12 protein-coding genes and 2 tRNA genes are annotated in these 13,697 nt (G+C 68.4%); 12 read left to right on the forward strand and 2 right to left on the reverse strand.

The annotated features are described in order from the left end of the window. Positions 1-131 precede the first annotated feature (131 nt). The 5 genes from ACFXOO_RS05895 to ACFXOO_RS05915 all read left to right on the forward strand — a co-directional run bounded on the left by ACFXOO_RS05895 (position 132) and on the right by ACFXOO_RS05915 (position 5,155). Positions 132-1,364 (forward strand): ferrochelatase, encoded by a 1,233-nt coding sequence (locus tag ACFXOO_RS05895; RefSeq protein WP_394563026.1) that lies wholly within the window; start codon positions 132-134, stop codon positions 1,362-1,364. A gap of 65 nt (positions 1,365-1,429) precedes the next feature. Then, positions 1,430-1,972 (forward strand): ribose-5-phosphate isomerase, encoded by a 543-nt coding sequence (locus ACFXOO_RS05900; protein ID WP_378839287.1) that lies wholly within the window; start codon positions 1,430-1,432, stop codon positions 1,970-1,972. Then, positions 1,972-2,979, forward strand: a complete 1,008-nt coding sequence (locus ACFXOO_RS05905; RefSeq protein WP_394563028.1) for an Fpg/Nei family DNA glycosylase — start codon at positions 1,972-1,974, stop codon at positions 2,977-2,979. Before ACFXOO_RS05900 ends, ACFXOO_RS05905 begins: the two co-directional genes overlap by 1 nt. A 38-nt stretch (positions 2,980-3,017) precedes the next feature. Continuing rightward, complete coding sequence (locus ACFXOO_RS05910; protein ID WP_394563029.1) at positions 3,018-3,659, forward strand: FMN-binding negative transcriptional regulator; 642 nt, start codon at positions 3,018-3,020, stop codon at positions 3,657-3,659. A gap of 23 nt (positions 3,660-3,682) precedes the next feature. After that, positions 3,683-5,155, forward strand: coding sequence for an amidohydrolase (locus ACFXOO_RS05915; RefSeq protein ID WP_394563030.1), 1,473 nt, complete (start codon positions 3,683-3,685; stop codon positions 5,153-5,155). Positions 5,156-5,220: 65 nt separating this feature from the next. On the opposite strand, the gene ACFXOO_RS05920 is transcribed toward ACFXOO_RS05915, so the two are convergent. Then, positions 5,221-5,706 carry a Dps family protein gene (locus ACFXOO_RS05920; RefSeq protein ID WP_378839297.1) on the reverse strand — a complete coding sequence of 162 codons (486 nt, stop codon included), beginning with the start codon at positions 5,704-5,706 and terminating at the stop codon, positions 5,221-5,223. A 162-nt stretch (positions 5,707-5,868) separates the two neighbouring features. Here ACFXOO_RS05920 and ACFXOO_RS05925 point away from each other — a divergent pair, with 162 nt between their 5' ends. After that, positions 5,869-8,013 (forward strand): acyltransferase family protein, encoded by a 2,145-nt coding sequence (locus tag ACFXOO_RS05925; RefSeq protein WP_394563031.1) that lies wholly within the window; start codon positions 5,869-5,871, stop codon positions 8,011-8,013. Positions 8,014-8,051: 38 nt separating this feature from the next. Beyond that, positions 8,052-8,588, forward strand: coding sequence for a gamma carbonic anhydrase family protein (locus tag ACFXOO_RS05930; protein WP_378839302.1), 537 nt, complete (start codon positions 8,052-8,054; stop codon positions 8,586-8,588). 66 nt (positions 8,589-8,654) lie between these two features. Here the strand turns inward: ACFXOO_RS05930 and ACFXOO_RS05935 are convergent. Further along, positions 8,655-8,728, reverse strand: a tRNA-Gly gene (locus tag ACFXOO_RS05935). A 243-nt stretch (positions 8,729-8,971) separates the two neighbouring features. On the opposite strand from ACFXOO_RS05935, the gene ACFXOO_RS05940 reads away from it, so the two are divergent. The 5 genes from ACFXOO_RS05940 to clpX all read left to right on the forward strand — a co-directional run bounded on the left by ACFXOO_RS05940 (position 8,972) and on the right by clpX (position 13,654). Next, a tRNA-Pro gene (locus ACFXOO_RS05940) sits at positions 8,972-9,045 on the forward strand. Between the two features lie 73 nt (positions 9,046-9,118). After that, positions 9,119-10,651, forward strand: a complete 1,533-nt coding sequence (gene tig, locus ACFXOO_RS05945; RefSeq protein WP_394563032.1) for a trigger factor — start codon at positions 9,119-9,121, stop codon at positions 10,649-10,651. A 238-nt stretch (positions 10,652-10,889) separates the two neighbouring features. Further along, positions 10,890-11,492, forward strand: coding sequence for an ATP-dependent Clp protease proteolytic subunit (locus tag ACFXOO_RS05950; protein ID WP_378839494.1), 603 nt, complete (start codon positions 10,890-10,892; stop codon positions 11,490-11,492). A gap of 24 nt (positions 11,493-11,516) precedes the next feature. Continuing rightward, positions 11,517-12,182: an ATP-dependent Clp protease proteolytic subunit gene (locus ACFXOO_RS05955; RefSeq protein ID WP_378839308.1), complete on the forward strand. Its 666-nt coding sequence runs from the start codon at positions 11,517-11,519 to the stop codon at positions 12,180-12,182. Between the two features lie 200 nt (positions 12,183-12,382). Then, a complete protein-coding gene (clpX, locus tag ACFXOO_RS05960) occupies positions 12,383-13,654 on the forward strand; it encodes an ATP-dependent Clp protease ATP-binding subunit ClpX (RefSeq protein ID WP_378839310.1) in 1,272 nt (423 codons plus the stop codon). Positions 13,655-13,697 lie beyond the last annotated feature (43 nt).

Raw genomic sequence — 13,697 nt, forward strand, 5'->3', positions numbered from 1 at the left:
GAGATCACGGTGTCGAACGGATGCGCGACCATCGCGCCGGAGGCGGGTGCGGAGGTTCGACGTCGTAGCAGGTGGCGCGGGGCGGTTGTCAAGCGGCCTGCCCGCCGTTCACGCGATGTCAGGATGGGGACATGGGTGAGCGCAGCGAAGACCAGCAGAGCACGATCGACCCCTCGGCCGGGAGGGTGGTGCCGTTCGCGTCGCCCGCGGCCCGCTCGGGTCGTGCGCACATCGAGGAGCCCATCGCCTACGACGCGATCCTCCTCGCGGGGTTCGGTGGGCCCGAGGGCCAGGACGATGTCATCCCCTTCTTGCGCAATGTCACCCGTGGGCGCGGCATCCCCGACGAGCGCCTCGAAGAGGTCGCGCACCACTACCGCGCCGTGGGCGGCGTGAGCCCCATCAACGCCCAGAACCGCGCGCTCAAAGCCGCCCTCGAAGCAGAGCTGGAACGCCGTCGGATCGATCTGCCGGTGTTCTGGGGCAATCGCAACTGGGCGCCGTACCTCGACGAGGCGGTGTCGGATGCCGCGGCATCCGGCCGTACTCGTCTCATCGCGATCGCGACCAGCGCCTACAGCTCATTCTCGAGCTGCCGTCAGTACCGCGAGGACTACTACCGCGTGCTGACCGAGACCGGCCTCGGCGACACCGTCACGATCGACAAGGTCCGTCAGTTCTTCGATCACCCGGGCTTCGTCGGGCCGTTCATCGACGGCGTGCGCGACGCGGTCGCCGGATTCCTGGCCGAGGGCCTGGCACCAGCGACGGTCCGGGTGCTGTTCTCCACGCACAGCATCCCGTCCGTCGACGCCGAGCGATCCGGCCCGCGTGAGGGCGACCCCGAATATCGGGACTTCGGCGACGGCGGCGCGTACGCCGCTCAGCACCGCGCGGTCGCCGAGGTCATCATGACCGAGGTCGCCGCAGCGGTCCCCGGCGCGTCCGACATCGACTGGGCACTGGTCTTCCAGTCCCGCTCCGGTCCGCCGACGCAGCCGTGGCTCGAACCCGACGTCTGCGACGTCATCCGCGACCTCCCCGCAGTCGGTGTGGAGGCGGTCGTCATCGTTCCGCTCGGATTCGTCAGCGACCACATGGAAGTGCTGTGGGACCTCGACACGGAGGCGATGGACGCTGCGGCCGAGGTCGGCCTGCGCGCCGTGCGCACGCAGACCCCGGGCGTCGATCCCGCGTACGTGTCGGGCCTGGTCGACCTGGTCGAGGAGCGTCTGCTCGGTACACCGACCGAGGAACGGCCGCACCTCACCTCCCTCGGGCCGTGGTTCGACGTCTGTCGTCCGGGGTGCTGCGAGAACATCCGCGCGGGGTTCAAGCCGGCCGCGGCCGGCGTCGCGCCCTGACGTCGGATGTCCGGAAGCGGCCCGGCGCTGACGCGACCGCCCGTCGACCTGAAAGAATCGCTGCCATGCGTATCCACATCGCGACCGACCACGCCGGCCTCGAGTTCTCGACCCAGCTCCAGCATCATCTCGCCGAGGCCGGTCATGAGGTCATCGACCATGGGCCGCTCGACTACGAGCCGTTGGACGACTATCCGGCGTTCTGCATCCGCGCCGCTCAGGCGACCGTGCGCGACCAGGAGGCCGGGATCGAGGCGCTCGGGGTCGTGTTCGGCGGCTCCGGCAACGGCGAGCAGATTGCGGCGAACAAGGTGCGCGGCGTCCGCGCGGCGCTCGTCTGGAACATCGCCACCGCAGAACTCGCCCGAGAGCACAACGACGCGAACGTGATCGCCATCGGCGCCCGCCAGCACACGTTCGCCGAGGCATCCTCGTTCATCGACCGATTCATCGCGACGCCGTTCTCCGACGAGGAGAGGCACATCCGGCGCATCGGGCAGATCGCGGCCTTCGAGGCCGACGGCAGTCTGCAGCCCGATCCGCGCGCGGTGCCCAGCGCTCCCCTCGGCGGCGAGAGCGCCGACGCCATGGACCCCGAGGCAGGCTGATGCCGGAAGGCCATTCCGTCCACCGGATAGCGCGTCAGTTCGAGCGCAACGTCGTCGGTCACGCGGTTGCGGCGTCCAGTCCGCAGGGTCGGTTCGTCGAAGGCGCGCGCCTCATCGACGGGCGGTTCGCCACCTCCGTTCAGGCGGTGGGCAAGCAGATGTTCCTCGAGTTCGACAACGACCTCTGGCTGCGGGTGCATCTGGGCATGTACGGGGCGTGGGACTTCTCCGGCGAGATCGTCGTCGACCCCACGATCGCCTCGTCGAACGGCCGCATGGGCCAGACGAACCAGCGCGGGACCGACCTCGGCGCTCCGGACGACGCCATCATGGACGCGGCGGGCGAGAACTCGCTGTCGTCGATCGGTGCGCCGCGCCGCACGCGGATCACCGTGCGCATGTCGGAACAGACGCGAGGGCTGCCCGAGGTCGACGCGGAGTGGCCGCCGCCGGTGGTCGGCCAGGTGCGCCTGCGACTGCTCACGAGTTCGACGTGCGCCGATCTGCGCGGTCCCACCGCCTGCCAGATCCAGACGCCGGACGAGGTGCTGGCATCCATCGCCAAACTCGGTCCGGATCCACTGGTCGATGACGTCGCGGAGGGGGAGGAGCGCTTCACCGCCGTCGTGCGACGCAAGCCCACGTCGATCGGTCAGCTGCTCATGGATCAGTCCGTGGTGAGCGGAATCGGCAACGTGTACCGCGCCGAGATCCTGTTTCGTGCGCGACTCAACCCGCACACCCCGGGCAAGCAGGTCCCCGACGAGATCGTGCGCGAGATGTGGCGGGACTGGGTGCGCCTCCTCGCCATCGGCGTCGAGACCGGCCAGATGATGACGATGGACGACCTCGATCCCGCCGCCTACCGCCGTGCGATGGCCCGCCGAGACGACCGTCATTGGGTGTACCACCGCGCCGGCCTGCCCTGTCGCGTGTGCGGCACGGAGATCCTCATGGAGGAGATGGCAGGACGGAAGCTGTATTGGTGCCCGTCCTGCCAGGCCTGATCCATCGGCTGCCGGATCCGAGCTTCTAGGCTGAGAGGATGCGCCAGAATCCCTCCTTCGCCATGACGGACGTCGCCGAACTGCGACGGCTCATCGAGCGGCACCCCTGGGTGACCCTGGTGAGCGCCACCGACGCCGGACTCGTCGCCTCCCACTACGCGGTCCTCCTGGACGACTCTCGCGACGACCTCACCATCGTCGGTCACGTCGGCAAACCGGATGATCAGCTCCACGGCCTCGGAGACCGCGAGCTCCTGGTGGTCGTGCAGGGCCCGCACGGCTACATCTCACCCGGATGGTACGGGGACGTCGCGTCCGTCCCGACGTGGAACTTCGTCTCCCTGCACCTGAGCGGAGTCCCCGAGCTGCTGACCCCGGAAGAGAACCTGGTCGTCCTCGACCGCCTCGTCGACCATTTCGAAAGCAGGCTGCCGCAGCCGCGAGCGATGTGGGAACGGCCGAACGACGCGCCGTTCATCGAGCGGCTCGAGCGGGGAACGGTGGGTTTCCGCCTGACACCGACGACGGTGGTCGCCAAGCGCAAGCTCAGTCAGAACAAGTCCGCCGAGGTCGTCGACACCGTCATCTCCGAGCTCGACGGCGATGGACCGTACGCGAGCCCGGAACTCGCCGCCGAGATGGCCCGGGCGCACGCCGCGATGCGGGCGGCCCGTCCGTGACGGGCGTCGGTGAACACGTCGGGATGATCCGGAACGCCCGCATTCCCCGCGGGCTGACCTCGGTGCTCGCAGACGAGCCGGTCGACGTGATCATCGCGAACGGTCGGGTCGCCGACCTGGCGCCGAGGGGCAACCTCACTGCGCTCGGTGAGGTGCTCGAGGCCGGCGGCGCGTGGCTGATACCGGGCCTGTGGGATCACCACGTGCACGTGATGCAGTGGGCGTTGGTCGCCGAGCGCGAGGACGTCGGGGTGGCGCGCTCCGCCGCGCATGCGGCACAGATCATGGCCGCAGCGCCCGCGCTCGCCGACGGCCGACGCATCGGCACCGGATTCCGCGATGCCCTCTGGCCGGACTCTCCCACGCTCGAGATCCTCGACGCGGCCACTGGAGAGGTGCCGACATACCTCATCAACGCGGACGTCCACAGCGTGTGGCTCAACAGCGCGGCGCTGAGGAGGGAGGGTCACCACCCGGACACCACCGGCGTCCTGCGCGAGGAGTCCGCCTTCGAGATCTCACGGCGCCTCAACGACGTCGACGAGCAGCACGGCGACGATCACGTGCGCCGGATGACACAGGATGCCGCCGCCCGTGGTGTCGTCGGACTGATCGACTTCGACATGGCCTGGAACGAAAGCTCTTGGGCAAGACGGCTCGCCGGGGGATTCGACTCGCAGCGCGTCGAGTTCGGCATCTACCCGGAACACCTCGAGCGCGCCGTCGCCGAGGGTCTGCGGTCGGGCGACCGTGTGCGGGGCGCGACGACCGACCTCGTCCGCGTCGGTCCGCTCAAAGTGATCACCGACGGTTCCCTGGGAACGCGCACGGCCGCCTGCTCGCACTCCTATCCCGGCGACCCGCTCAACCACGGTCTGCTGACCGTCTCACCCGAGCGCCTGGTCGAACTGATGACCGCGGCCACCGCGGCCGGGCTCTCGTGCGCTGTGCACGCCATCGGGGATGTCGCCAACAGCCACGCGCTCGACGCGTTCGCGCGGACCGGAGCCTGGGGGACGATCGAGCACGCCCAGCTCGTGGCGCACGCCGATATCCCGCGGTTCGCGCGCCTGGGGGTCGCCGCGAGCGTGCAGCCCGAGCACGCGGTGGATGACCGCGACCTCACCGACACGATCTGGGCCGCTCAGACGGCGCTCCCGTTCCCGCTGAGAGCTCTCGCCGATGCCGGAGCCGACCTGCGGTTCGGGTCCGATGCGCCCGTCTCGCCCCTCGACCCGTGGGCGGGCATCGCCGCGGCGGTGTTCCGCACGCGCGGCGCTCGTCAGGCGTGGCATCCCGAGCAGGAGGTCGATGTGTCGACCGCGCTGGCGGCGTCCATGTACGGCGGATCGGCGACGCGCGCCGCGATCGAACCCGGCGCACCCGCCGACCTCGTGCTCTGCGGTGACGACCCGGTCCTCGCCGACGAGGTCGCGATGCGCGGCATGCCCGTCCTCGCCACGCTGCTCGGCGGCCGCCTCACGCACCTGCGGTGACAGAGCACACACGATGAAGCCCCCGGAACATCCGTTCCGGAGGCTTCATCGTGTGTTCGCGAGGTCTATTCGGCGATGTGCGCGAAGAAGAACCAGCGGTCCTTCTCGAGCCCGCGCTTGATCTCGATGGCGATGTCCTGACTCGACAGATCGAACTCGTCGAGCCCGTCGATGGCCGTCTGCACATCGAGCAGCACGGCGTCGATGTCGACGATGATGTCCCGGACGATCGCGTCGGACTTCGTGAATCCGGCCGGCACCTCCGTGGGCGTCGCCTTCGTGGCGATGGTCGACAGCCTCGCGTCGATCGGCAGCCCGAGGGCCACGATGCGCTCCGCAGCGAGGTCGGCCCACGCGCCGGCGTGGGCGACGAGCGTATCGAGCAGCTCGTGGACGCCGATGAAGTTCGCGCCGCGCACGTGCCAGTGAGCCTGCTTGCCGTTGATCGTGAGAGCCTGCAGGCCGATCACGACGGGCGTGAGGAACTGCGCTGTCGAGGTCACCGCGTCCGCGCTGCTGGCGGTCTGGGAGATGTGCTGGATTTCGGTCATGATGGCGCCTCCTGGCTTCTGTCACGCGCACCCGTCACGTGCGACGTCGAGGGCAACGCTACTCAGCCGGGAACATTCCACAAGCAAGCTGAGGCTCGGCTAATCTGCGCGCGAGCGGGCAGAAATCCACGGTTGCGGCAACCGTGCGACTAGCGTCGAAGCGTGCCATCCGCAGACCATGACCTCGGCCCTCAGGACCTCGGCCGGCCGGCGACGACCGTGCATCGCGAGCCTCTCGACCGCTCGCCCGAGCACGCGGAGCCCTCGCGCTTCCTCCCGCACGTGCAGGGTCTGCGCGCGATCGCCGTGCTCTTCGTGGTGCTCTATCACTTCTGGCCGGCGCGACTGCCGGGCGGATACGTGGGTGTCGACATCTTCTTCGTCATCTCCGGCTTTCTCATCACCGCGCACCTGATGCGCGAGATCGCCGCCACGGGCACCGTGCGTCTGGGACAGTTCTGGGCGCGGCGCGCCCGACGGCTGCTGCCGGCGTCGCTCCTGGTGCTGCTGTTCTGCGCGCTCGCGGTGATGTCGCCCTACCTGATGCCCACGTCGGCTGTGCCGAACGAGGTGCGCGAGATCATCGCCTCGACGTTCTATGTCGAGAACTGGTCGCTGGCCCTCAGTTCGGCCGACTACCTGAACCACTCCGGCGACCCCACGACCGTGCAGCATTACTGGTCGCTGTCGCTCGAAGAGCAGTTCTACGTGATGTGGCCACTCATCATGCTCCTGGCGGCATGGGTCGGCGTGAAGTCCTTCCGGGCGTCGCGCAGACGCGCCGTCCTCGTTGCGATCGGCGTCGTGACCGCAGCATCCTTCATCTTCTGCGTCGCGTTCACCCTCACCAACCCGGCGCCGGCCTACTTCGTCACGTTCGGCCGCATGTGGGAATTCGGTCTGGGCGCGCTGGTCGCACTGGTGCCCAGGCTGCGGGTCCGCCACGCCGTGGGCAGCTTCGTCCTCGGGTGGGCAGGCGTCCTCGCGCTGCTGTACACCGCGTTCCGCTTCGACGGCCAGACGCCGTTCCCGGGCTACGCGGCGGCGCTTCCCGCTCTGGGCGCCGCCGCGATCATCGCCGCCTCGAACACCTCGGGATGGTGGCAGCCGACGCGCATCCTGGCGATCCGTCCGGCGCAGTTCACGGGCGACATCTCGTACTCGCTCTACCTCTGGCACTGGCCGCTGATCATCATCGCGCCGTCGGTGCCCTTCTGGGGGCTGACGATCTACCACCGCGTCGCCCTGCTGGCGATCTGCTTCGTGCTCGCCTGGTTGACCAAGCGCTTCGTCGAGGATCCGGCCCGCCACTGGAAGGTGCTGGTCACGCGTCGGGCGGCGGTGACCCTGTGGGCGTCCCTTGCCGCGATGGTGCTGGTGGCGGGCACGGCGGGCGCCGCATGGGCCGTCAATGCTCCCGCCTATCGCGACGGCGTGCAGTCCCTCGCGCAGCTGCGGGAGGATCCGCCCGACTGCTTCGGTGCGGCGAGCGTGCTCGAGGCGGGCTGCGCCGGCACCGACTTCGGCGGGACGATCCTCCCCGCGCCGGGCTTCGCGGGGGTCGATCGGCCCGCTGACGAGCGGTGCTTCGTGCAGCTCAACGACTCGCGACCCGTCTCATGCGACTTCGGCTCGGATGATCCGGATGCTCCGCGCATCGCGCTGATCGGCGACAGTCACGCCTTCCAGCTGCTGTCGACCTTCGAGCGCATGGCGGAGGAGAACGGCTGGCACCTCGTCACGTTCTTCAAAGGCGCGTGCGCATGGAGCACGACGCCCCTGTCGACGCCCGGCGCATTCGGCGACGCGTGCACGACGTGGCGGAACGGCGTCACCGCGGCGCTCCGCGACGCGGACATCGATGCCGTCTTCACCGCGGCGATCGCCTCCACCCCGTACTCCTCGGCCGGGTTCGATTCCTCGCACGACGCCGCCGTCGCCGGATACCGCGGCGCGTGGAGCGAAGTGCTGGATCGGGGGATCCCGGTCATCACCGTCGTCGACAACCCCGTGTGGGAGACCGACCCCAACAAGTGCCTGCGCACCCGCGCAGAGGCGTCCTGCGTCGGTGCGCGCTCCGAGATGCTCGTCGAGGACGATCCGCTGCGGGACGCCGCCGCCGGCATCCCCGGCGTCACCCTCCTCGACTTCACCGATGTCTTCTGCGACGACTCCGCGTGCTTCCCCGTCGTGGGGGGCGCCAACCTGTACCGCGATCAGGATCACTTGACGGTGACGTTCGCCGACACCTTGGCCCCCCAGTACACCGCGGCGATCACGGCAGCCCTCGCGGCCGGGGTTCCCTGACGCGGGGAGGCCCGGAACGGTCGCCGTAGGGTGAGGTCATGACCATCGCCGAAGGTGCCTCCGTCCTGTCCGTCGCCGGGCTCGTACCGTCACTGCATCCCGACGCCTTCGTGGCCGCCGGGGCACGGGTAATCGGTGCCGTCACCCTCGAGGAGGGTGGCAGCATCTGGTACAACGCCGTCCTCCGCGCGGACAGCGATGCCATCACCCTCGGCGCGGGGAGCAACATCCAGGACAACGTCTCGGTGCACGTCGACCGCGGACACCCGGTCACGATCGGGCGCGACGTCTCCGTGGGCCACAACGCCGTCGTCCACGGCTGCACGATCGAGGACGGATGCCTCATCGGCATGGGCAGCGTCGTCCTGTCGGGAGCGGTCATCGGCACGGGCAGTCTCGTCGCCGGGGGAGCGGTCGTCCTGGAGGGGTCCGTCATTCCTCCGGGTTCGCTCGTGGCCGGCGTCCCGGCGAAGGTGCGCCGCAGCCTCACCGACGATGAGAAGGCCGGGATCGTCCGCAACGCGCAGATCTACCGCGCGCACACGGGCACCCACGAAGCCGCCGCGTCGCTCTGAGGCGGCCCGGGCCGGTTCGGTTCGGGCTGAAAAGGGGGACGCGGAGTCCGCGGATCCGCGGACATATGGAGGGGCTGACGAGAATCGAACTCGCATCATCTGTTTGGAAGACAGAGGCTTTACCACTAAGCTACAGCCCCGGATTTCCGGCCTGATCTGGTCTTCCGATAGGAGGTTCAGACGTCGGGCCGGGGTTTTCCGTATTCGGTTAGCATGCGTATCCGCATGTCATCGCCGCCGGCTCAGAGGCCGTGGCATCCGCAATCCTAACGGAATCGGCGACCATCCTCGAACGCACGCGACAACAGGGGAGCGGATGCCGCACACCCAGGTCGGCTAGACTTCTCGGGGTCGTTTCGTGTCCGCGTGTGCGCGTGACCTCCCGGGGCGTAGCTCAGCTTGGTAGAGCGCCCGCTTTGGGAGCGGGAGGTCGCAGGTTCAAATCCTGTCGCCCCGACAATCCGGCCCCGACGAACCCCCGCCCTTCAGCCGCCGCGCGCATGCGCGGAACACAGAGGAGAACGAACACCATGGTGAACAGCACCGTCGAGAAGCTCACCCCCACCCGGGTCAAGCTGCACATCACGGTCACGCCCGACGAGCTCAAGCCGAGCATCGCGCACGCGTACGAGCACATCGCGCAGGATGTGCAGATTCCCGGCTTCCGCAAGGGCAAGGTGCCCGCGCCGATCATCGACCAGCGCGTCGGCCGCCTCGCGGTCCTCGAGCACGCCGTCAGCGAGGGCCTCGACACGTTCTACCGCGCAGCCGTCCAGGATCTCGGTGTCCGCGCGCTCGGCCGCCCCAGCGCCGACGTCGTCGAATGGCCGTCCGACAAGGACTTCTCCGGTGACCTGCTCGTCGAGGTCGAGGTCGACGTCCGCCCCGAGTTCGACCTGCCCGACTTCGAGGGCACCACGATCACCGTCGACGCCGTCGAGACCGACGACGCGGCGATCGACGAAGAGCTCGACCGCCTCCGCGCGCGCTTCGGCACGCTGGTCACCGTCGACCGGCCGGCCACCACCGGCGACTTCGTCGAGCTCGATCTGGTCGCCACGATCGACGGCACCGAGATCGACCGCGCGCAGGGCGTGTCGTACGAGGTCGGTTCCGGTGAGCTGCTCGTCGGCATCGACGAGGCGATCGAATCCCTCACGGCGGGCGAGGACACCACGTTCCGCTCCACGCTCGTCGGCGGCGACCACGCCGGCGAGGAGGCTGAGGTCGCCGTCTCCGTGACCGCTGTCAAGGAGCGCGAGCTGCCCGAGAGCGACGACGACTTCGCGCAGATCGCCAGCGAGTTCGACACGATCGCCGAGCTCCGCGAGAGCCTGAAGGAGCGGGTCGGACAGCAGTCCGTCTTTACCCAGGGCTCCGCTGCCCGCGACAAGCTCGTCGAGGAGCTCCTCGCCCAGGTCGACATTCCGGTTCCTCCCCAGCTCGTCGAGGACGAGGTGCACCAGCACCTCGAGGGCGAAGGCCGCCTCGAAGACGACGTGCACCGCGCCGAGGTGACCGAGGCGAGCGAGAAGCAGTTCCGCACGCAGATGCTGCTGGACGCGATCGCAGAGAAGTCGAACGTCCAGGTCTCGCAGGACGAGCTGACCCAGTACCTCATCCAGTCGGCCGCGCAGTACGGTATGGCCCCCCAGGAGTTCGTGGAGACGATCCAGCAGAACGGACAGCTCCCGGCGCTCGTCGGTGAGGTCGCGCGCAACAAGGCGCTCGCCGTCGCACTCGGCAAAGTCACCGTCGTCGACACCAACGGCAAGACGGTCGACCTGACCGGATTCGTCGCGACCGACGACGAGGACGAGGCCGAGGAGGAGGTCGTCGACGAGGCGCAGGACATCGCAGATGCCGCCTCCGACGCCGACGCGATCATCGAGGCCGAGGAAGCTCCCGCGGCCCCGCCCGCCGGGAAGAAGGCGCCCGCCAAGAAGGCCGCCGCTCCCGCTGCTGCCGAAGAGCCCGCCGCCGAGCCCGCCGCGAAGAAGGCGCCGGCCAAGAAGGCCGCCGCCAAGAAGCCCGCGGCGAAGAAGGCTGCCGAGTCCGAGTAGATCTTGTGCGGCGAAGGGGGTGGGATGCTGCGGCATCCCACCCCCTTCGCGTTCGCAGGCCCGGTGCGAGGCGGTGCAGGGAGGACGGGTCGTACGCCTTCCGCAGCGTGCGCGATCGGTCACGGGCCGCACGCGGGAACGGCGTGACAGCGACACGGCTATGCCGACGGCGAACACGGGGAGCGGCGCGGAAACCCGCCGGTAGATTCGTCTCAGACGTACAACGAACGGAGCAATGATGGCCGAACCCCTGGTCGCGACAAGTGTCTTTGACCGGCTACTGAGAGACCGCATCATCTGGTTGGGATCGGAGGTGCGGGACGAGAACGCGAACGAGATCTGCGCGAAGATCCTCCTCCTCGCCGCCGAAGACGCAGAGAAGGACATCTTCCTCTACATCAACTCGCCCGGTGGCTCGATCACCGCCGGCATGGCGATCTACGACACGATGCAGTTCGTCCCGAACGACATCGTCACCGTCGGCATCGGCATGGCCGCCTCGATGGGTCAGCTGCTGCTGACCAGCGGCACGAAGGGCAAGCGCTACATCACGCCCAACGCCCGCGTGCTCCTGCACCAGCCGCACGGCGGGTTCGGCGGCACATCCAGCGACATCCAGACGCAGGCGCAGCTCATCATCTCGATGAAGAACCGCCTCGCCGAAATCACCGCAGCGCAGACGGGCAAGCCCGTCGAGCAGATCAACGAAGACGGCGACCGCGACCGCTGGTTCACCGCCGAAGAGGCGTTGGACTACGGCTTCGTCGACCACATCCGCGCCCACCTCACCGAGGTCGTCGGCGGCGGCGGAACCGATGTCGTCGGCGTGACCGCGGACTGACCGAAGGCGAAAGAGAGAGAACGCATGAACACCCCCACCTTCGGAAACCCGCAGGGGCTGCAGATGCCCGGCAGCCGCTACATCCTTCCGCAGTTCGAAGAGCGCACGGCCTACGGCTACAAGCGCCAGGACCCTTACAACAAGCTGTTCGAAGATCGTGTGATCTTCCTCGGCGTCCAGGTCGACGACGCATCAGCGGATGACGTGATGGCCCAGCTGCTCGTCCTCGAGTCGCAGGACCCCGAGCGCGACATCATCATGTACATCAACTCGCCCGGTGGCTCCTTCACGGCCATGACCGCGATCTACGACACGATGCAGTACATCGCGCCGCAGATCTCGACGGTCGTGCTCGGACAGGCGGCGTCAGCGGCATCCGTGCTCCTCGCCGCGGGTGCACCCGGCAAGCGCCTCGCGCTGCCGAACGCGCGCATCCTCATCCACCAGCCCGCGGTCGGCGAGGCCGGACACGGCCAGGCCTCCGACATCGAGATCCAGGCTGCGGAGATCCTCCGGATGCGCACGTGGCTCGAAGAGACCATGGCCCGCCACACGGGTCAGGATGTCGCGAAGGTGAACAAGGACATCGACCGCGACAAGATCCTGTCGGCGCACGAGGCCCTCGCGTACGGCATGGTCGACCAGGTGCTGACGACGCGCAAGCGCACGCCCGCCGCGCTGACGAGCTAGACGCACGACGCACCGGATGCCTCGCCCCTCGTCGCTCGACGGGCGAGGCATCCGTCGTTCCGGGGCACACGGTCGGACTCCCGTCCGTGCGGTGACACCCCCGTTCACAACGCCTGCCGCAATCCACCCGTTGTCGATGCCAGCGGCTAGGCTCGAAGCACACACCAGGGGGACACCCCGCGGCGACGAGGAGGAGCCTGATGGCTCGCATCGGTGAAAGTGCCGATCTGTTCAAGTGCTCGTTCTGCGGGAAGAGCCAGAAGCAGGTACAGCAGCTGATCGCCGGTCCCGGCGTGTACATCTGCGACGAGTGCGTCGAGCTGTGCAACGAGATCATCGAAGAGCGCATGGCGGAGTCCACGACCGGCGTCGTCTCCGATTTCGATCTGCCCAAGCCCCGCGAGATCTTCTCCTTCCTCGAGGAATACGTCGTCGGCCAGGTCGACGCGAAGCGCGCCCTGTCGGTCGCGGTCTACAACCACTACAAGCGCGTCCGCGCGCACGGCACCCTCCAGACCGCCGAGCAGCGCGCCGACGACGTCGACATCGCCAAGAGCAACATCCTGCTCCTCGGCCCCACGGGCTGCGGGAAGACCTACCTCGCGCAGACGCTCGCGAAGCGGCTCAACGTGCCGTTCGCCGTGGCCGACGCCACCGCACTCACCGAGGCGGGTTACGTCGGAGAAGACGTCGAGAACATCCTCCTCAAGCTGCTGCAGGCCGCGGACTTCGACACGAAACGTGCCGAGACCGGCATCATCTACATCGACGAGGTCGACAAGATCGCCCGCAAGGCGGAGAACCCCTCCATCACCCGTGACGTATCGGGTGAGGGTGTGCAGCAGGCGCTGCTGAAGATCCTCGAGGGAACGGTCGCCTCGGTCCCGCCACAGGGGGGACGCAAGCACCCGCACCAGGAGTTCATCCAGATCGACACGACGAACGTGCTGTTCATCGTGGCGGGCGCCTTCGCGGGTCTCGAAGAGATCATCTCGGCACGTGTCGGCAAGCACGGCGTCGGCTTCGGCGCCCCGCTGCACGACAAGGACGAAGACATGAACCTCTTCATGGACGTCCTGCCCGAAGACCTGCACAAGTTCGGACTCATCCCCGAGTTCATCGGTCGGCTGCCGGTCGTCGCCTCCGTCTCACATCTCGATCAGGATGCGCTGATGGAGATCCTCACGGCGCCCCGCAATGCGCTGGTCAAGCAGTACCAGCGCATGTTCGAGCTCGACGACGTGCAGCTCGAGTTCGAGGAAGACGCGTTGCGCGCCATCGCCGATCTCGCCGTGCTCCGCAAGACCGGCGCTCGAGGCCTGCGGGCGATCCTCGAAGACGTTCTGGGGCCGATCATGTTCGACATCCCGTCGGCGGAAGACATCGAGCGCGTGATCATCACCCGCGAGGCAGTGGAGAAGGGCGCCACGCCCACGATCATCCTGCGCGGCGAGAAGCTCAAGAGCGCCTGACCGCTCCCACGCCGAGCGGCCAGGCGTTCCGGTCTGGCCGGGG

Source organism: Microbacterium sp. P03, assembly GCF_043556235.1.
Lineage (GTDB): Bacteria > Actinomycetota > Actinomycetes > Actinomycetales > Microbacteriaceae > Microbacterium.

Excerpts from the sequence above, each read along its gene's own strand:
- ACFXOO_RS05895 (WP_394563026.1), top strand. The coding sequence starts at position 132 with ATGGGTGAGCGCAGCGAAGACCAGCAGAGCACGATCGACCCCTCGGCC.
- ACFXOO_RS05900 (WP_378839287.1), top strand. The coding sequence starts at position 1,430 with ATGCGTATCCACATCGCGACCGACCACGCCGGCCTCGAGTTCTCGACC.
- ACFXOO_RS05905 (WP_394563028.1), top strand. The coding sequence starts at position 1,972 with ATGCCGGAAGGCCATTCCGTCCACCGGATAGCGCGTCAGTTCGAGCGC.
- ACFXOO_RS05910 (WP_394563029.1), top strand. The coding sequence starts at position 3,018 with ATGCGCCAGAATCCCTCCTTCGCCATGACGGACGTCGCCGAACTGCGA.
- ACFXOO_RS05915 (WP_394563030.1), top strand. The coding sequence starts at position 3,683 with ATGATCCGGAACGCCCGCATTCCCCGCGGGCTGACCTCGGTGCTCGCA.
- ACFXOO_RS05920 (WP_378839297.1), bottom strand. The coding sequence starts at position 5,706 with ATGACCGAAATCCAGCACATCTCCCAGACCGCCAGCAGCGCGGACGCG.
- ACFXOO_RS05930 (WP_378839302.1), top strand. The coding sequence starts at position 8,052 with ATGACCATCGCCGAAGGTGCCTCCGTCCTGTCCGTCGCCGGGCTCGTA.
- tig (WP_394563032.1), top strand. The coding sequence starts at position 9,119 with ATGGTGAACAGCACCGTCGAGAAGCTCACCCCCACCCGGGTCAAGCTG.
- ACFXOO_RS05950 (WP_378839494.1), top strand. The coding sequence starts at position 10,890 with ATGGCCGAACCCCTGGTCGCGACAAGTGTCTTTGACCGGCTACTGAGA.
- ACFXOO_RS05955 (WP_378839308.1), top strand. The coding sequence starts at position 11,517 with ATGAACACCCCCACCTTCGGAAACCCGCAGGGGCTGCAGATGCCCGGC.
- clpX (WP_378839310.1), top strand. The coding sequence starts at position 12,383 with ATGGCTCGCATCGGTGAAAGTGCCGATCTGTTCAAGTGCTCGTTCTGC.